This is a genomic window from Ruegeria sp. CL3, assembly GCF_056536505.1.
This window is the reverse complement of record NZ_JBQFPT010000008.1, coordinates 15,935-33,555: the sequence shown is the minus strand read 5'-3', so window position 1 is coordinate 33,555 and position 17,621 is coordinate 15,935. Positions and strand designations below refer to the sequence as shown.

Annotated in this window: 15 protein-coding genes; 7 read left to right on the top strand and 8 right to left on the bottom strand. The window is 60.2% G+C overall.

Going from position 1 to position 17,621, the window contains the following annotated elements; all coding sequences use genetic code 11:
* Positions 1-60: 60 nt before the first annotated feature.
* From ACR0NO_RS13185 to ACR0NO_RS13175, 3 genes are all read right to left on the bottom strand, one after another.
* Positions 61-1,608: a BCCT family transporter gene (locus ACR0NO_RS13185; RefSeq protein WP_480724265.1), complete on the bottom strand. Its 1,548-nt coding sequence runs from the start codon at positions 1,606-1,608 to the stop codon at positions 61-63.
* A gap of 75 nt (positions 1,609-1,683) precedes the next feature.
* Complete coding sequence (locus ACR0NO_RS13180; RefSeq protein WP_480724264.1) at positions 1,684-2,658, bottom strand: membrane dipeptidase; 975 nt, start codon at positions 2,656-2,658, stop codon at positions 1,684-1,686.
* Positions 2,658-4,106 (bottom strand): aldehyde dehydrogenase family protein, encoded by a 1,449-nt coding sequence (locus ACR0NO_RS13175; protein ID WP_480724263.1) that lies wholly within the window; start codon positions 4,104-4,106, stop codon positions 2,658-2,660. Before ACR0NO_RS13175 ends, ACR0NO_RS13180 begins: the two co-directional genes overlap by 1 nt.
* 107 nt (positions 4,107-4,213) lie before the next feature.
* On the opposite strand from ACR0NO_RS13175, the gene ACR0NO_RS13170 reads away from it, so the two are divergent.
* Together ACR0NO_RS13170 and ACR0NO_RS13165 are read left to right on the top strand one after the other, a co-directional pair.
* On the top strand, positions 4,214-5,110 hold the full coding sequence (locus ACR0NO_RS13170; protein WP_480724262.1) for a LysR family transcriptional regulator: 897 nt from the start codon (positions 4,214-4,216) through the stop codon (positions 5,108-5,110).
* Entirely contained in the window at positions 5,107-6,114 is a 1,008-nt protein-coding gene (locus ACR0NO_RS13165; RefSeq protein WP_480724261.1) for a GlxA family transcriptional regulator, read from the top strand. Before ACR0NO_RS13170 ends, ACR0NO_RS13165 begins: the two co-directional genes overlap by 4 nt.
* Positions 6,115-6,131: 17 nt before the next feature.
* Here ACR0NO_RS13165 and ACR0NO_RS13160 read toward each other — a convergent pair whose 3' ends face one another.
* The 4 genes from ACR0NO_RS13160 to ACR0NO_RS13145 are packed head-to-tail and all read right to left on the bottom strand — an operon-like array spanning position 6,132 to position 11,193.
* Positions 6,132-6,695: a sarcosine oxidase subunit gamma gene (locus ACR0NO_RS13160; protein WP_480724260.1), complete on the bottom strand. Its 564-nt coding sequence runs from the start codon at positions 6,693-6,695 to the stop codon at positions 6,132-6,134.
* A complete protein-coding gene (locus tag ACR0NO_RS13155; RefSeq protein WP_480724259.1) occupies positions 6,688-9,642 on the bottom strand; it encodes a sarcosine oxidase subunit alpha family protein in 2,955 nt (984 codons plus the stop codon). The genes ACR0NO_RS13160 and ACR0NO_RS13155 overlap by 8 nt, the downstream gene beginning before the upstream one ends.
* Positions 9,639-9,929, bottom strand: a complete 291-nt coding sequence (locus ACR0NO_RS13150) for a sarcosine oxidase subunit delta (protein WP_170639808.1) — start codon at positions 9,927-9,929, stop codon at positions 9,639-9,641. The genes ACR0NO_RS13155 and ACR0NO_RS13150 overlap by 4 nt, the downstream gene beginning before the upstream one ends.
* Before the next feature lie 13 nt (positions 9,930-9,942).
* Entirely contained in the window at positions 9,943-11,193 is a 1,251-nt protein-coding gene (locus tag ACR0NO_RS13145) for a sarcosine oxidase subunit beta family protein (protein ID WP_480724258.1), read from the bottom strand.
* A gap of 256 nt (positions 11,194-11,449) precedes the next feature.
* Between ACR0NO_RS13145 and glmS the strand changes: the two genes are divergently transcribed.
* From glmS to ACR0NO_RS13120, 5 genes are read left to right on the top strand one after another with little or no spacing between them, the layout of a single operon-like run.
* Positions 11,450-11,941, top strand: coding sequence for a methylaspartate mutase subunit S (glmS, locus tag ACR0NO_RS13140; RefSeq protein ID WP_170767636.1), 492 nt, complete (start codon positions 11,450-11,452; stop codon positions 11,939-11,941).
* 17 nt (positions 11,942-11,958) lie between these two features.
* Positions 11,959-13,425 (top strand): methylaspartate mutase subunit E, encoded by a 1,467-nt coding sequence (locus tag ACR0NO_RS13135; protein ID WP_480724257.1) that lies wholly within the window; start codon positions 11,959-11,961, stop codon positions 13,423-13,425.
* A gap of 15 nt (positions 13,426-13,440) precedes the next feature.
* Positions 13,441-14,688: a methylaspartate ammonia-lyase gene (locus ACR0NO_RS13130; protein WP_480724256.1), complete on the top strand. Its 1,248-nt coding sequence runs from the start codon at positions 13,441-13,443 to the stop codon at positions 14,686-14,688.
* A complete protein-coding gene (locus ACR0NO_RS13125) occupies positions 14,685-15,842 on the top strand; it encodes a CaiB/BaiF CoA transferase family protein (RefSeq protein ID WP_480724255.1) in 1,158 nt (385 codons plus the stop codon). The genes ACR0NO_RS13130 and ACR0NO_RS13125 overlap by 4 nt, the downstream gene beginning before the upstream one ends.
* Positions 15,839-16,690 (top strand): HpcH/HpaI aldolase/citrate lyase family protein, encoded by an 852-nt coding sequence (locus ACR0NO_RS13120; protein WP_480724254.1) that lies wholly within the window; start codon positions 15,839-15,841, stop codon positions 16,688-16,690. The genes ACR0NO_RS13125 and ACR0NO_RS13120 overlap by 4 nt, the downstream gene beginning before the upstream one ends.
* Here the strand turns inward: ACR0NO_RS13120 and ACR0NO_RS13115 are convergent.
* The gene (locus ACR0NO_RS13115; RefSeq protein ID WP_480724253.1) at positions 16,665-17,609 is read right to left on the bottom strand and encodes a LysR family transcriptional regulator; all 945 of its coding nucleotides are present in this window, start codon (positions 17,607-17,609) and stop codon (positions 16,665-16,667) included. The two genes, ACR0NO_RS13120 and ACR0NO_RS13115, sit on opposite strands and share 26 nt — an antisense overlap.
* Positions 17,610-17,621: the final 12 nt, after the last annotated feature.

The window sequence follows — 17,621 nt, the reverse complement described above, 5'->3', positions numbered from 1 at the left end:
CTTCTCTTGAAACCTTCAGGCGTTTTGGCGGGCCGGATGGTCCGGCCCGGCTTGGATCGTTTAGCTCTCTTTGCCCTTCACCAGCGTGATGCGCAGCGCATCCCAAAGCGACGGTAGCAAGATCAGAGACACCGGAACAGCGGTCACCACGATAAAGCTCTGCAGCTTGGACACACCGCCCGATCCAACCGAGATCAGGATGATGGCCATAAGGCCCATCGCAATGCCCCAGAACACGCGCAGCGCTGCGGGTGGGTTGTTCTCGTTGCTCATAGTCGCAGAGATGACATAGCTCATCGAGTCGCCGGTGGTAGCCACAAAAATCGTGGTCAGGATCAGGAACAGGATCGAGATCACGAAGCCCATCGGCAGGTTGTTGGTGATTGCCAGCAGGGCGGCGGGCAGGTTGAAGCCTTCGAATGCGGTGGCGATTGTGCCGGCGTTCTCAAGCTCCATCGCGATGCCGGTGCCGCCGATGATCGTGAACCAGAAATTGGTCACGATCGGCGCGATGATCGACAGCATGATGATGATCGACCGGATCGAACGACCGCGCGACACCCGCGCAATGAACATTGCCATCAGCGGGCCATAGCCCATGAACCAACCCCAGAAGAACACGGTCCACCAGCCTAGCCAGCCGGGTTCGCCGAACAGACTGGCCTCACCCCGATAGAGTGCCATCTGGAAGAAGTTGCCCACGTAAGTGCCAAAGCCCGAGAAGAACGAGCCAAAGATGAACCCGGTCGGCCCTGCGATCAGAACGAACAGCAGCAGGAAAGCCGCCAGGATCACGTTGACCTTGGACAGAACCTGAATTCCACGCGACAGACCGGTCATGGCCGAGATCGTGTAAATCGCAGCCAGCCCGGCAATCACGGTCGCTTGGAGGGCAAATGTATCTGAAAAGCCGAACAGATCGGCCAGACCATAGCTCACCTGCAGACCCAGGAAACCGATCGGACCAACCGTGCCCGCAACCACAGCGATGATCGAGGACGCATCCGCAATTAGGCCAATCGGCCCGTTGATCGCCTTGTCGCCGAACACCGGGTAGAGCAGCGTGCGCGGTGCCAGCGGCAGACCATTTTCATAGTGGTAGTGCATCAGCATGACCGTGGTCAGCGACCCCAGAATGGCCCATGCGAGGAAACCCCAATGCATGAAGCTCTGGGCGATGGCTGGGTTCACGGCCTCGGCCGTTGCCCCTTCACCACCGTAAAGCGGCGCGGGGTACAGGAAATGGGCAATCGGCTCACCCGCCGCCCAGAACACGCCGCCACCGGCCAGCAGTGTACACATGACCATTGAGCCCCACTGGAAGGTGGTGAACTCGGGCGCGGCCAGGCCGCCCATGATGGCGCGCCCGCCCGGCAGAACGCACAGCAGCAGGCCGATCAGGAAGGTGGCAAGCAAAAGGACTTGCCAGTAGAGGCCAAAATAGGTGGCCGCGACATTGAACCCCCAGTCCACAGCACCCGAAAGGGCGTCTAGATCGACTAGGGCAGCAATGCAAAACAGCGCGATAAAACCGCCAGAGATCAGGAACAGCGGTTTGTTCACGCGGCTTTCCTGCACAGGGGCAGTGTTCAAAGATGCCTCAGACATCTCTCCTCCGTAAATAGTAGTCAGGCCGTTTCTATCTGGAATGCGGCCAAAGCTTCGTTGTTTGGCTGACCTGTATCAGGCGAGCGGTTTGAAGTTCTCGTCAAAGAAACGGTACCAGTTGCCTCCCATGATCCCGTCAACCTCATCGTCATTCATGCCGGTGGCACGTAGGCCTGACCGGATGTTGCCGAAGTCACGGTTGTCATTGAACCAACCCGGCATGGGCGGGAAACCAGGGGCCGAGGCAGAGCCCTCGCCATAGTCGATTTCCTTGGTCCAGCGACCGACGCGCATCCATTCCACGATACTGTCGGGCTGGTCCTGACACAGGTCGGTGCCGATACCCAGATGCTGCGCACCGTATTTATCAGCCGTGCGCGCGATCATCCCGCAGAAGCTTTCCAACGTGCAGTCGGACTTGTCTTTTAGGTGGTGCGGGTAAACCGAGAAACCCAGCATGCCGCCGTTTTCCGTCACCGCACGGATCACCGCGTCCCGCTTGTTGCGCAAGGCAGGCGACCAGTCATAGGGGTTCGCATGGGTGATCGCGATGGGACGTTCCGAGATCTCGGCCGCTTCGATGGTCGAGCGGTCGGCCGAGTGGCTCATGTCGACAACAAGACCCACGCGGTTCATCTCTTTGATGACCTGTTTGCCCATGCGGGTGATGCCGGAATCCTCGGCCTCATAGCAGCCGGTCGCCAGCAGCGACTGGTTGTTATAGGTCAGCTGCATGAACCGCGCACCCAGCGTGTGCAGGATCTCGATCAGGCCGATATCATCTTCCATCGGGCTTGGGTTTTGGAACCCGAAGAACACTGCTGTCCGGCCGGTTTCCCGCGCCGCGTCGATGTCGCTGGCCCACTGCCCTTTCATGATCAGGTCTGGGTATTGTTCGAACCAGCGGTTCCACTGTTCGAAATTCAGCACCGTTTCGCGAAAGTTCTCATGATAGGCGATGGTGACGTGGATCGCGTCCACGCCCCCCTCGCGCAACTGGCGGAAGACCTTTTCCGACCAGTTCACATATTGCAGGCAATCGATCAGCATCAGACCGGGCCTGCGCTGATATAGGCGGTTTTGACCGTGGTGTAGAACTCGGCCGCCGCCTTGCCCTGCTCACGCGGACCGTAAGAGCTGTCGCCACGGCCGCCGAAGGGCACGTGATAGTCGGTGCCTGCGGTGGGCAGGTTCACGGTGACCACACCGGTGCGCGCATTGCGGCGGAAGTGCGTGGCGCGGGCCAGCGACTTGGTGACGATGCCCGAGGTCAGGCCAAAGTTGGTGTCGTTGACGACGCTCAGCGCCTCGTCGTAGCTGCCAACCTTGATAACGCTGGTGAGCGGTGCGAACATTTCCTCGCGGTTGATGCGCATGTCGTTGGTGGTGTTCAGGAACACGCCGGGCGACATGTAGTACCCGTCATGCGGCATCTCGAGACGCGCACCGCCACAGGCCAGTTCCGCGCCCTCGGACTTGCCCAGATCGACATAGGCCAGGTTTTCGCTCAACTGCTGCTGGCTGACGACGGGGCCCATCTGAACGCCCTCTTCCAGCGCGTGGCCCACTTGCATCGCCTGCGCACCTGCAACGAGCTTTTCGACAAAGGCGTCATGAATGGCAGAGTGGACCACGAGCCGCGATGACGCCGTGCATTTCTGACCAGTGCCACCGAACGCGCCACCCAGAGCCAGCGTGACAGCCAGATCCAGATCGGCATCGTCCATGACGGCCAGAGCGTTCTTCGAGCCCATTTCCATCTGAACCTTGGTCAGGTTCTGGATGGCGGCAGCGGCGATACCCTTACCGACCGGAACCGACCCGGTGAAGGAAATCGCGTTGACCTTGGGGCTTTCCACCAGACGTTGACCGATGGAGCGGCCCGAGCCCATGACCAGGCTGAACAGACCTTTGGGGATGTCCTGGCGGTTGATGATCTCGGTCAGCGCCACTGCCGAGGCCGGGGTGATGTTGGCAGGCTTCCAGACAACCGCGTTGCCATAGCACAGCGCCGGAGCGATCTTCCAAGACGCGGTCGCAGTGGGGAAGTTCCACGGGCTGATGATAGCCACAACGCCAACGGCCTCACGGCGGACATCGACCTCAATATCGGGGCGTACGGAATCCGCGTTCTCACCGATCTGACGCAGACATTCAGCGGCGTAGTAGGTGAAGAACTGACCGGCACGGAACACTTCGCCTTTGCCTTCGGCGAGGGGCTTGCCTTCTTCGCGGCTCAGCAGCGTGCCCAGTTCCTCGGCGCGGGCCATCAGCTCGTTGCCGATCGCGTTAAGAACAGCCTGCTTGCGCTCCAGCCCATAGGCGGCCCACTCACGCTGAGCGGCACGCGCCTGATCCAATGTTGCCTCAAGCTGATCCGCGCTGGCCTGCGCAAACATGCCGACCAGATCGCTCAGGTCCGATGGGTTGCGGTTTTCGATCTCACCTTCACCGGTGACCCACTCACCGGCGATCAAGTTCTTTTGAATGTCAGCCATAGCCGTTTGCCCCATAGAGAATTTGCTGAGCGGGTATGGACTCTTTTTTAACAATCAATCAAACTAAAATTATTGAAGCTTACTTCAGAAAGTTTGAAGTTTCTAGCATGACACTCAAGATCGAAATGCTTCGCGGCTTTGTCGCGGTTGCCCGCACAGGCAACCTGACGGACGCGGCCGTTGTCCTGAAACGCACCCCTTCGGCGGTGTCGATGATGCTCAAGCAGTTTGAGACGCATCTGGGCGAACCGCTGTTTGAGACGGACCGCAAGAACAAGCTGACCGCATTGGGTGAGTTCGTGTTTGAGCAATCGCAACTGGAATTACAGCATTTCGACAATACGGTTCGGGCCATCGAAAACTTTGCCGATGCCAGTATGGGACATGTCAGAATTGCGACGGTTCCATCGGTGGCCGGCACGATCATACCACGCGTTTTTTCCAGAAATACCAAGGCTTACGAGAAAGTGAGGGTTGAGCTGCGCGACATGGATTCCAAGTCCGTCCTGCACGAGCTGTCGCGGGGTCGCATTGATATTGGCATCGCGACACTGCGTGGAAACGGCTCGGGCCTGCACAGTCAGCTTTTGCTGACCGACTGGTTCGGCGTGCTGCTGACACCGGACCACCCGCTGGCCAGTGACACCGGCCCCATCGACTGGGACGCGCTTGAGAATGAGCAGCTGATCGCCAACAGCCTGTCCGAAAGCATCCCCGGGCCCGAGGCGGAAAAACTGCACGCAGGCTCTCGGTTTTCGGCACATAACATCACCTCTATTCTGGGCATGGTGCGGGCTGGAATCGGAGTCACGCTATTGCCCGAGATGGCGGCAATTTCGGCCGGGCAATCCGATCTGGTCTTTCGCCCTCTGGCGGATAAGACCGCCAAGCGGCAAATTCACCTCATACGCAAGGCTGATTCTGCGCTGTCGCCCGCTGCCCGGAGACTGGAAAATGACATCCTCGAAACTGTCGAGGACCTAGTGAAAGATCAACGCTCATGAAAGATCAGGTCGAGAAAATTTCGCTGGGCATCCTGATCTTTCCGGGGTTCCCGATGGCATGTCTGACATCCTGTATCGAACCGCTGCGCGCGGCGAATGAGATCTCGGGGCAGGAGGCGTTCAGCTGGCATGTCATTGCGGAGCAAGACCAACCGATCCAATCCTCAGCCGGGGTCACCTTTTTTCCGGACAGCACTTTGGCAGACGCCCGATCCCTGACGCATCTGCTGTTTGCCTCAAGCCCGAACAGCGTTTTCGACAACCCCTCCAAGGCAAACGCAGCGCTTCAGCGTCTGATGCGGAACAAGACCCGTATTGGTGCAATCAGCGGCGGCGTCTTCCCCCTTGCCCGCACCCGGCTGACCCGCGACAACCCTTTGTCGGTGCATTGGTGTTACGAGGCCGCTTTTCAGGCTGAATTTCCCGAGATCCCGATCCATGGGACAGTGATCTGCGAAGAAGGGGCCTTTAGCACAATCTCGGGTGCCTCTGCCGTGTTCGATCACATGCTGGCCCTAATCGAAAAACGGCTTGGCGGTGATGTCATGGCCGAGGTCGCCTGTTGGTTCCAGCATCCCTTCATTCGCAGCGGGACCGTTACGCAAAAGGTGCCCGCAATCTCAACCGCGCAAAGTCAGGATCTTTTGCCCAAACAGGTTGCAAAGGCCATTCAGCATTTTGCCGAACATATCGAAAACCCCATCCAGATCAGCGAAGTCGCCGATGCCGTGGGTCTTTCGGCGCGGTCACTGGAGCGGAGTTTTAAAAAGGCCACGGGGCACAGCCCTTTGACGTATTATCGGCGGATGCGGATGAATCAGGCGCGGCAATTGGTACTTTATACGAACGACCCGATTGCCGAGGTCGCCTATATGGTGGGCTATTCCACGCCGGGTGCCTTCATGCGGCACTATCGTGAGACGTTTGGCGTCACGCCGATCAGCGACCGGCGTGCCAAGAACTCGATGCGGGTGGGCAGCGACGATGTGCTGCCCTCGGGTTAAGGGTCAGGACCCTAGACTCAAGCGATGGATTTCGCGGCGGCCAACAGGCCGTGATGCAGCGACGCCGCCGAAGAGCGCGGACCAAGAACGGCCATGTGATCCTCGGCCAGACGCCAAAGGAAGACACCCAGATGTTCCGCCGTGGTACGGATCGCCGTGCCCGACCCCATTGTGCGGACCGGCGCGTTGCTGAGCCGTTCGAACAGATCGCACAGCCTCGCGCCCTGCACGTCGAACCGGCACCAGCCATCCGTCTGCTCGGAGACCGATGCGGTGTCACCGACGATCTGCTTCAACTCGGCGGCCAGCAATTCGTGACTGCCATGCGGGGCCATGACCATCCATTGCTCCGGCCCCATCCAGAGCGCAGCATAGGGTGCGGCCTGGGCGGATTGACCAACCTCGGGCAAGCTCAGACCGATCTTGTCGGCCAGCGCCTTTTGCACGGCGCCGGCCTGATCGTTGCGGGCCGCGACCGACGCCAGCGCCTGATCCACGACCTCTGTAATCGTGATCGAACCGACCGTATCGACACGTGGCGTGTCGCCGCCCAGCGGCGTGATGGGTTTCAGTTTATGCACGAAGCTTCTCCCCTTCCGGGTCCACGAAATGAGCGCTGACAATTTCGACCATGACTTCCTGGCCTTCCAGAGGGTTCACCAGACGCAGTTTTTCGCCCATCCGGTCAGAGCCACCTTTGACAAATCCGAGCCCGATTGAGCTTTCCAGAATTGGCGAATAAGCAGCCGAGGTGACATAGCCCTGATCATGGGCCGCATCGACCGGGCCGGTCGCGTTCATCAGGTGCCCGCCCGCCGTAACGGTCTCGTTCGCGTCCACTGGTTTCAGCCCCACCAGCGCCAGCGCGTCCGGGGTGTTCAACCCCTCCCGACGGCTTAGAACATTGCCGATGCAGTCCTTCTTGGCGCTGACCATGCGTGCCATGCCAAGGTTCAGTGCCGTGGTTGTACCGTTCAGCTCGTTGCCGGTCGCATGACCCTTTTCGATCCGCATGACGCCCAAAGCCTCAGTGCCGTAGGGCACAACGTCGAACTCTTCGCCCGCCTCCGTCAGCGCGCGCATCAGCCCGTCGCCATAGCGCGTGGGTACCGCGATTTCATAGGCCAGCTCGCCCGAGAACGAGATCCGGAACAGCCGTGCCCGCAGGCCACCGCAGACGGTAATCTCGCCACAACCCATGAAGGGGAACGCCTCATTCGAGATGTCAAACTCGGGGTCCACGATCTTTTGCAGCAGTTTACGGCTGTTGGGACCGGCCACGGCATATTGCGCCCAGGCCTCGGTGGTTGAGATCAGCTGCACGTCCATATCCGGGCACAGGCATTGGCGGACGAATTCTATGTTGCGATAGACCAGAACCGCGTTGGCGGTGGTGGTGGTCACGACGAAATGGTCCTCGGCGAAGCGCGCGGCGGTGCCGTCGTCATAGGCGATGCCATCCTCGCGCAGCATCAGGCCATAGCGCACCTTGCCCACGGGCAGTTTGGCGAAGGCGTTAGAGTAGACCATGTTCAGGAACGCCGCAGCATCCGCGCCCTGCACGTCGATCTTGCCCAGCGTCGTCACATCGCAAACCCCAACCGAGTTTCGGGTCTGCAGCACCTCGCGATCCACCGATTGGCGCCAATGGGTTTCGCCCTTGCGCGGGAACCATTGGGCACGCAACCAGTTGCCAACTTCGACAAACACCGCGCCCTGCTCCTCGGCCCATTTGTGGCTGGGCGTCAGACGGGTCGGGTGGAAATCCTTACCCACCGCACGGCCACCGAAGGCCCCCATCGCCACCGGCGTATAAGGCGGGCGGAAGATGGTTGTGCCAGTGTCCTGAATGGACTTGCCCGTTAGTTCCGCCATCACCGCCAAGGCACCCACGTTCGAGGTCTTGCCCTGATCGGTTGCCATGCCCAGCGTGGTATAGCGCTTGAGATGCTCAACCGAGGTGAAGTTCTCTTGGTGCGCCAGCTTAACGTCTTTGACGGTCACGTCGTTCTGATAATCCAGCCATGCGCGTTTTGCGCCTTTGACGTGCCAGAAGGGGCTGATCGAAACCGGCGCATCGGCTGCTGCGGGCAGATCGGCGGGAGATGCCGTGATGCCGAGATCGCTCAGAGCGGATACTGCTGCCGCCGCACCGCCTTGCAGCGCCGCTTCGGTGCTCATCTCACCCTTGGCCGCGCCTGCCACGATCTGACCAACGGGTAGGCCCTCACCCGGAACAAAGGCGTGGATGTCCGCGTTCCAGACCGGGCGACCGCGCTGATGGCAGGTCAGGCCCAGGTTCGGGTTCCAGCCGCCGGACATCGCCAACGCCTCGCAGTAGATATCCGTTGTATATCCTTTCTCAGTGCGCACCTGGACCGAGGTCAAACCCAAGCGTCCCGAGGTGTTGATGATCTCGGCCCCTTTCAGAACTTCGGTGCCCTCGACATCCGCAGCATCCGGGCGCGTGTCCACAATGGCCGGGACCTTAATACCCTGCGCCATCAGATCGCGTGCCGTCTGGTGCGCGTCGTCATTGTTGGCAAAAACCACAACCGATTGCGCAGGCGTCGCGGCCCAGCGGTTGGCGTAGGACCGCACCGCTCCGGCCAGCAGGATGCCGGGCCGGTCGTTGTTCTCAAAAGCGATGGGACGTTCGATGGCCCCGGTCGCGATCAAAGCGCGCTTGGAGTAGATCCGCCACAGGGTCTGGCGGGGTTTGTCTGCTTCGGGCGCGATCAGGTGATCCGCGTTGCGTTCGACCGCACCGTAAATACCGTGGTCGTAGGCCCCGAACACGGTTGTACGTGACATCACCCGCACATTGTTCATCGATGCCAGCTCGGCCAGAGCCTGATCGACCCAGTCCGCGCCGGAGATATCGACCAAAGCGCCCGTTTCAGCAATGAGACGCCCGCCCATGCGGAAATCTTCATCCGCCAGAATGACCTGAGCGCCCGCACGTCCTGCGGTCAGCGCCGCCGCCAGTCCGGTCGGACCCGCGCCGATGATCAGCAGATCGCAATGCAGGAAGCCCTTGTCATAGAGATCGGGATCATCCTCACCCGTCAGGCTACCCAGACCGGCGGCCTTGCGGATGATCGGCTCATAGAGCTTTTCCCAGAACGCCTTGGGCCACATGAAGGTCTTGTAGTAAAAACCAGCGGTCAGGAAATTCGAGAACCGGTCATTGATCGCCATGAAGTCGCGTTCCAGCGACGGCCAGCGGTTCTGGGAATTGGCGCTTAGCCCCTCATACAGCTCTGCCACAGTGGCGCGGGTGTTCGGCTCCTGCCGCCCGCCCGAGCGCAGCTCGACCAAAGCGTTCGGCTCTTCGCTGCCCGCGGTCAGCGGACCGCGCGGGCGGTGGTATTTGAACGACCGGCCCATCAGGCGCACGCCATTGGCCAGCAAGGCTGAAGCCAGCGTGTCGCCCTCATAGCCCTGATAAGATTTGCCGTCGAAGGTGAAGCTGAGGCTGGCGTCCCGGTTTGTCAGCCCGCCATTCAGTCGATTGCTCTGTGTCATTGTGCAGCCTTCCCTGCCGCTTTGGCCACGTCACGGGCCAGTTCGACCTTCAGGATTTCATGGGTCAGCGTGTTGCGCGTGACCACCAGCCACGACCGGTCGCCCTGTTCGTGATACCAAAGCTCGCGATGCTCGCCCGCCGGGTTGTCACGGAGGTAGAGGTAATCGTGAAACACCTGCACCGCGTCCTCGGACTGCCAGTCAGGACGATTGATCAGCGAAGCATCGCCCAGATAGGTGAACTCCTGCGCGTCGCGCGGGCCAAGCAAGGGGTGATTGATAATCATCTGATACGCCCTCTCAGTGCAGGTTTGGTTGGGCGCCCTGCCCTTTTTCGTCGATCATGTGACCGGTCATGAACCGGTCCAGCCGGTAGGCCGTGGCGGTTTCATGCGGACGGTCGGTTTTCAGAAGATGCGCAAAGCAATAACCAGAGGCGGGCGTGGCCTTGAACCCGCCGTAACACCATCCGCCATTGAAATAGAGCCCGTCGATATGCGTCTTGTCGATAAACGGAGAGCCGTCCATCGACATATCCATGATCCCGCCCCAACTGCGTAGGAGACGCGCACGCCCAAGTGCCGGGATCAGCGCCATACCGCTTTCGATCACATCCTCGACCACGGGCAAGTTCCCCCGTTGGGCGTAGGTGTTGTACATGTCGATGTCACCACCGAAGACCAGACCGCCCTTGTCGGACTGGCTGCAATAGAAGTGCCCCGCCCCATAGGTGATAACGCCGTCGATGAAAGGCTTCAGACCCTCGGAGACGAAAGCCTGCAACACGTGGCTCTCGATCGGCAGGCGCATCCCTGCCTTCTCCATCACGCGGCTGGAACTGCCCGCGACAGAGACGCCAACCTTTTTGGCCCCAATGAATCCGCGGGTGGTATCGACCCCCAGAACCTTGCCATTTTCAATGCGGAAACCCGTCACCTCGCAGTTCTGAATGATATCCACGCCGCGCATGTCCGCACCGCGCGCATATCCCCACGCTACTGCGTCGTGGCGCACCGTGCCGCCGCGACGGTGTAGCAGGCCACCTTTGATCGGGAACCGGGCGTCATCGAAATTCAGGAACGGGTACATTGCACGGACGCCTGCGGTATCCAGTAACTCGGCATCTGATCCGTTCAGGATCATCGCATTGCCCCGCCGCCGCGCCGCATCCCGTTGTGCATCTGTGTGGACCAGGTTCAAAATACCGCGCTGGCTGACCATGGCGTTATAGTTGAAGTCCTGTTCGAGGTTTTCCCAAAGCTTCAGCGAAAACTCGTAGAACGGCTCATTCCCGTCCAGCAGATAGTTCGAGCGGATGATCGTCGTGTTCCGCCCAACGTTTCCGCCACCGATCCAGCCCTTTTCCAATACCGCGATACGCGCGGCACCAAATTCCTTGGCCAGATAGTAGGCCGTGGCCAAGCCGTGGCCGCCGCCACCCACGATTACATAGTCATAAGAATCCGCAGGCTCTGGGTCGCGCCATTGCGGACCCCAGCCTTTGTGGCCGGTTACGGCCTCTTTGAAAAGTCGCAGCGCCGAGAATCGCATGTAGGCTCCTATTCGTTGCAGCTTACTTTATGCACCCAGGTCGCCCACGTTTTCAGTGTCGATTTCGGACAGAAGCTATCTCAGATGCGACAGATGCCATCAGAGTGTCGCCGTTTTGACGTTTCAAGCTCTAACAGCGGCCTGATGCACATTAGGTAACTTTTTCTTATCTTTTTTTTGTTGTTCATCATTGTTCTTTACCGTTTTGAGAATCACGGCTACGACACCCCAAAGCGCGATACAGGAGGAGCGAGAGATGTTCGACGCCAGCACCACGCATAAAGTTGTTTTGGGAGTGATCGGCGCAGATTGCCACGCCGTAGGCAACAAGATCCTCGACAGCCTGCTGACCCGAGCCGGGATCGAGGTCGTTAACCTCGGCGTCATGGTCAGCCAGAGCGAATTCGCCGCCGCAGCCGTTGCTCAAAAAGCTGATGCGATCCTTGTCTCATCCATCTACGGGCACGGTGAGATCGACTGCCAGGGCCTGCGCGACCGGTGCGAGGCTGCAGGGATCGGGAACATCTTGCTCTATGTCGGTGGGAACCTCGTGATCGGCAAACAGGATTTCGCGACCGTCGTCACCCGTTTCAAAGAGATGGGCTATGACCGCGTCTTCCCGGCCTCGGCCAATATCGACGAGGTCGTGGCGCTGCTGAAAGACGACATCGACATGAACCGCCTTCCCAATATCGGCCACAACTCGGGCGCTTTCGCATCTGGGTTCGCCGATTGGGCCGCAATCTAGCAAAGGCAGATGGTGACATGACCGGCACGCCAGAAATCACGAATTCCAAGCTGCCTGACTCCGTTTTTGACGCCGAGCGTGAGGGCGTTCTGCAATCCTGGCACACCGGTGCCGAGGTGGATTTTGACGCAGGCCTTGCTCGTCAGCATGCGCTGCCCTCGGAAAAGCGGTTCTCGGCGGCCTTGGCGGATGCGGATGAAACCGGCAAGACGCTGCTGCAACCCCGTGCGGGCGTTGCGCTGTTGCGCGAACACACCGCGCTGATGGAGGGGTTGGCCCCCTATTGCGATGTGCTGCCCACCACCATCGACGCCTATACCCGTCACAACCGATATGATGAGGCGCAAGAAGGCATCGACCGGTCCCGCGCGGCGGGCACCTCGCTGCTTAACGGGTTCCCGGCGGTCAACCATGGTGTGGAAGGCTGCACGCGGTTGGTCGAGGCCGTCTCAAAACCCATTCAGGTCCGGCACGGCACACCGGATGCACGCCTGCTGGCTGAAGTGACACTCAGTTCAGGTTTTTCGTCTTACGAGGGCGGCGGGATTTCCTATAACATCCCATACGCAAAGAACATTCCGCTGGAACAGTCGATCCGCCATTGGCAATATTGCGACCGTCTGGTGGGCCGGTTCGAAGAACATGGCATCCGTATAAACCGAGAACCCTTCGGCCCCTTGACCGGGACGCTGGTGCCGCCATTCGTGTCGCATGTGGTTGCGATCATCGAAGGCCTTCTGGCACTAGAACAAGGCGTGCGCTGTATCACGCTGGGCTACGGTCAGGCGGGCAATCTGGTGCAGGACGTCGCCGCGCTGCGCTCGCTTCGGCGGCTGGGGCATCACTATTTCCAGAACGCGGGCTATGACGATTACCAACTGACCACTGTGTTCCATCAGTGGATGGGCGGCTTCCCCGAGGATGAGGCCAAGGCAACGGCCGTGATCTGTCTGGGTGCGCTGGCCGCGAAACAGGCGCGGGCCACCAAGATCATCGTGAAGACCCCGCATGAGGCCAGCGGCATCCCCTCGCTTGAGGCGAACCAGGCCGGGCTCAAGGCGACCCGTCAGATGGTCAACATGATCGCGGATCAGAACCGCAATGACGGCAACGAAATCCTGACCGAGGTCGAGGTAATCGAGGCCGAGGTTCACGCCGTCATGCGCGCCGTCATGAAACTGGGCAAAGGCGACATCGCGCGCGGTGCCGTTCTGGCCTTTGAATCCGGCGTCATGGATATCCCCTTCGCCCCCGCCATCGGGAACGCGGGCAAGCTGACACCGGTACGAGACAACCACGGCGCGCTGCGGATCTTTGAGACCGGAAATGTGCCGCTGCCCAAGGACGTCATGGCATTTCACCGGGACCGCATCGCGGAACGCGCCCGGTCCGAGGGGCGCGGGGTGTCCTTTGACATGGTGGTCGACGACGTGCGCGCCATCTCGGCCAGCAAACTCATCGGTCGGCCTTCGGTTGCCGCTTAACGCAAAGAGAGTGTCATGAAGATCAAGAACGTTGTTTTCGCGCCGGGGCTGGCCTCGTACTATTTCGACGATCAGGCAGCGATCAAACAGGGGGCCAAGCAGGACGGGTTTGTCTATTGCGGGCAGGCCCAGACTGACGGCTTCGCCCGCGTCCGACAATTTGGGGAAAGTGTCTCGATCCTGCTTGAACTGGAAAACGGCCGAATCGCCGAGGGCGATTGCGCCGCCGTGCAATATTCTGGAGCCGCCGGGCGTGATCCGCTGTTTCTGGCCTCCTTCGTCATCCCATTCCTGCAGGAACATCTGACGCCGCAGTTGATCGGGCATGATGTGCATAGCTTCCGCGAAAGCGCGGAATTCTTCGATACGCTGGTCGTGGATGGCCAACCTCTGCACACCGCCGTGCGCTATGGCCTGTCGCAGGCTTTGCTGTCTGCGGCCTCAATTGCCAAAGGCAAGATGAAATTCGAGGTGATCTGCGACGAATGGGGGCTTGAGGCCATCGCGGCACCTCTGCGCCTGTTCGGGCAGAGCGGCGACAACCGCTATGAGGCCGTGGACAAGATGGTGTTGAAACAGGTCGACGCCCTGCCCCATGGCCTGATCAACAACATCCCTCAGAAACTGGGCCAGACGGGCGGGAAACTGGCCGAATATGTCACATGGCTGTCGCGCCGCATTCAGGACCTGCGCACGGATGAGAACTATCATCCGGTGCTGCATATCGATGTCTACGGCACGGTGGGCATGATCTTTGACAATGACGCGGTGAAGATTGCCAACTATCTGGCAACGCTGGAACAGCGCGCCGCCCCTTTTGATCTGTATATCGAAGGGCCTGCCGATGCGGGTTCAAAAGATGGGCAGATCACCCTGCTGCGCGACATCCGGGCGTCTCTGCAGGCGCTTTGCAGCAACGTGAAAATCGTGGCTGACGAATGGTGCAACACTTATCAGGACGTTGTCGATTTCGTCGATGCCGATTGCTGTGACATGGTTCAGATCAAGACCCCTGATCTGGGATCGCTGCACAATACGGTCGACGCGGTGCTCTACTGCAAAGCCAATGGTGTCGCGGCGTATCAGGGCGGCACCTGTAACGAGACCGACATCTCGGCCCGCGCCTGTCTGCACGCCGCTATGGCCACCAGACCCGACCGCGTGCTGGTCAAACCCGGCATGGGCTTTGACGAGGGCATGACTATCGTCGCCAACGAAATGCACCGCACCCTTGCGCTTTTGAACACACGAGCTGCCGCATGACCGATACCCAACTCAAACCCTACCAAGGCCTGCTGGTCGTATCTCTGGAACAGGCCGTCGCTGCCCCCCTTGCGTCGTGCCACTTTGCCCAAGGCGGTGCGCGCGTCATCAAGATCGAGCGTGACACCGGCGACTTCGCCCGAAAGTATGACGGCGCGGTCAAAGGCTCGGCGTCCTATTTCGTCTGGGCCAATCACGGTAAGGAAAGCCTGTGTCTGGACATCAAGAACCCCGAGGATGCCGCCCTGCTGCACCGAATTCTGGACGAGGCGGATGTGTTCATCCAGAACCTCGCCCCCGGCGCCATTGCCCGCGCCGGGTTTGGTGAGGATGTCCTGCGCAAACGCAACCCGCGCCTGATCACCTGCGATATCAGCGGATATGGCGAGGATGGGCGGTACAGCGACATGAAAGCCTATGACTTTCTGGTGCAATGCGAAAGCGGGCTGGTCTCGGTCAACGGCGCGCCCGGTCATCCCGGTCGGATTGGCGTATCGGTCTGCGATATTGGCGCCAGCATGAACGCGATCATCGGCATCCAGAAGGCTCTGATCGCGCGCGGCATCAGCGGTAAGGGCAGCGCGGTGAGGCTGTCCCTGTTCGACACTGCGGCCGATTGGATGACTGTGCCTTTGATGCATACGGTTTATGCGGGTAAGGCCCCTAAGCCGGTTGGCCTTCATCACCCGTCCATCGCGCCTTATGGTGGGTTTACAACCGAGGATGATGAGGTTCTAGCGATCTCGATCCAGAACGAACGCGAGTGGAAACGCCTCTGCGCCGATGTCATCGGGCAGCCCGACCTGGCGACCGATCCCCGGTTCTGTGACGCCGCCCAAAGGGTCGGCAACCGCACCGAACTGGATGCCATCGTGGCCGGGTTCTTTGCCCGCCACAGCCGCGCCGAGTTGGAAGGCAAGCTGTTTGCAGCAGCCATCGCCTATGGGGCCGTGAACTCGGTCAGCACCTTTGCCGAACACCCGCAGCTGCGCCGCACGCAGGTCACGCTGGAAAACGGGGACGAGGCGCATCTGGTCGCCGCCCCTGTGCGCCACAGCTTTGATCCGGAAACACCGCGCTTTGGCCGTGTGCCCGCGCTTGGTGAACATACCGATACCATTCGGTCCGAATTCGCCGAGACTGCCGCCGCATGATCCGGTCCTACCTGTTCACTCCGGCACATCGACCGGAGCTGATTGCCCGCGCGCATGAACGGGGCGCGGATGCGATCCTGCTGGACCTAGAGGACAGCGTACCGCGCGACCAAAAGCAAGCCGCGCGAGACGGGCTGGCAGAGGCAGTCTCTGTGCTGACCGCCCGCGCGGTACCCGTTGTGATACGGGTAAATGCCGATCTGGGCGAATGCGTCCGCGATCTTGAGGCAGCCATCCTGCCCGGCGTCGACGCGATCATGCTGCCCAAGGTCATCGGGGCCGACCATCTGCATCTGGTGGCGGACTATCTGTTGATGCTGGAGCGACAGGCCAGATTTCCCGAGGGTCAGATCAAACTGATTGCCTTGATCGAAACAGCCCAAGGGCTGATGAACGCCGCGAGCATCGCAAAAGCAACCCCTCGGCTGACCGCGCTTGCATTCGGGACTGAGGACTTCTCGACCGATTGCGGCCATGCGCCCTCGGTCGAGGCGCTGAAGGGCCCGGCGCAGTCCTTGATCCATGCGGCCAAGGCGGGTTGCCTACAGGCCATTGGCCTACCGGGCAGCATTGCCGAGATCCACGACATGGACAGTTTCCGAGCTTGTGTCGACCTTGGGCGTGCGATTGGTTTTGACGCTGTCCTGTGTATCCATCCGCGACAGGTCGAAATCGTCAACGCGGTCTTCACCCCTAGCGCCTCCGAGATCGAACAAGCAACCCGCGTGGTCGAAGCCTTTGATCGGGCCACTCAGCAGGGGCTGGGTGCCGTCATGCTGGGTGGCAAAATGATCGATCCGCCCATCGTGGCGCGGGCGCACTCTATGTTGCAATCCCGGCGTCTTTGAAGAAATCATCCATGAAGGCCGGGCCTTTCTGATCGACGAAATCCCGAAAGGACCGCGCCGCCGGACGCAGCGGTTTGTTGCGCATATGCAAAACGAACCAGTCGCGATATTCTGGCATCCCTTCGACATTCAGGATTTTCAGCTTTCCGGCCATCGCCTCCAGCGCAATCGTGTGGGCCGATATAAAGGCCAGCCCCATATTCGCCATGACCGCCTGTTTGATATTGGCATTACTGTCCATTTCCTGCGCCTTCGGCTGCGGCAGGCCAGAGTCCGAGAAAAAGAACTCATGCACCATGCGCGTGCCCGACCCTCGTTCGCGGACGATGAACTGATGGTGCGGTAAATCCGAGCGTCGGATGCGGCTGGAGCGCACCAGTGGATGATCCGGATGGCCGATCAACACATAGGGGTGTTTGGCGAATTGATGTGCCGTTGTCTCTATCCGGCGCGGAGGGCGACCCATGAGCGCAAGGTCGATCTGATCGGTATCCAGCATCTCAATCACGCTGCGCCGGTTGGCGATTTTGAACTGCAGATCGCATTCCGGGTGTTCCTGCTGAAACTGCGCCAGCAGATGCGGGCCGAAATTGCGCGCAGTGGTCACCATCGCCACCCGAACCCGGTGGTCCAATTTGCCCTGCATGATCTGCACAACATCTACCGCCTCGGCCAGCGTTTCGGTCATGCGCTCAGCGTAGGGCACCAAAGCAGTGGCAACCTCGGTCGGGATCACCGAACGGCCGGATTTCTCGAACAGCGGCGCGCCGAATTCCTCGCTCAACCGGCTCATCTGCATCGACACCGCAGGCGGTGTCAGCGAAAGGCGCTCTGCCGCGCGCACAAAGCTGCGCGTTTCGATTGCCACCAGAAATATCTGCAACTGGCGTAGGGTAATCTTGTCCGAAGTCGGCGGCATCGCGGCTCCTGT

Bases quoted from the DNA above. Each gene is read 5' to 3' on its own strand.
- ACR0NO_RS13185 (WP_480724265.1), bottom strand. From the start codon at position 1,608: ATGTCTGAGGCATCTTTGAACACTGCCCCTGTGCAGGAAAGCCGCGTG.
- ACR0NO_RS13180 (WP_480724264.1), bottom strand. From the start codon at position 2,658: ATGCTGATCGATTGCCTGCAATATGTGAACTGGTCGGAAAAGGTCTTC.
- ACR0NO_RS13175 (WP_480724263.1), bottom strand. From the start codon at position 4,106: ATGGCTGACATTCAAAAGAACTTGATCGCCGGTGAGTGGGTCACCGGT.
- ACR0NO_RS13170 (WP_480724262.1), top strand. From the start codon at position 4,214: ATGACACTCAAGATCGAAATGCTTCGCGGCTTTGTCGCGGTTGCCCGC.
- ACR0NO_RS13165 (WP_480724261.1), top strand. From the start codon at position 5,107: ATGAAAGATCAGGTCGAGAAAATTTCGCTGGGCATCCTGATCTTTCCG.
- ACR0NO_RS13155 (WP_480724259.1), bottom strand. From the start codon at position 9,642: ATGACACAGAGCAATCGACTGAATGGCGGGCTGACAAACCGGGACGCC.
- ACR0NO_RS13150 (WP_170639808.1), bottom strand. From the start codon at position 9,929: ATGATTATCAATCACCCCTTGCTTGGCCCGCGCGACGCGCAGGAGTTC.
- ACR0NO_RS13145 (WP_480724258.1), bottom strand. From the start codon at position 11,193: ATGCGATTCTCGGCGCTGCGACTTTTCAAAGAGGCCGTAACCGGCCAC.
- glmS (WP_170767636.1), top strand. From the start codon at position 11,450: ATGTTCGACGCCAGCACCACGCATAAAGTTGTTTTGGGAGTGATCGGC.
- ACR0NO_RS13135 (WP_480724257.1), top strand. From the start codon at position 11,959: ATGACCGGCACGCCAGAAATCACGAATTCCAAGCTGCCTGACTCCGTT.
- ACR0NO_RS13130 (WP_480724256.1), top strand. From the start codon at position 13,441: ATGAAGATCAAGAACGTTGTTTTCGCGCCGGGGCTGGCCTCGTACTAT.
- ACR0NO_RS13125 (WP_480724255.1), top strand. From the start codon at position 14,685: ATGACCGATACCCAACTCAAACCCTACCAAGGCCTGCTGGTCGTATCT.
- ACR0NO_RS13120 (WP_480724254.1), top strand. From the start codon at position 15,839: ATGATCCGGTCCTACCTGTTCACTCCGGCACATCGACCGGAGCTGATT.
- ACR0NO_RS13115 (WP_480724253.1), bottom strand. From the start codon at position 17,609: ATGCCGCCGACTTCGGACAAGATTACCCTACGCCAGTTGCAGATATTT.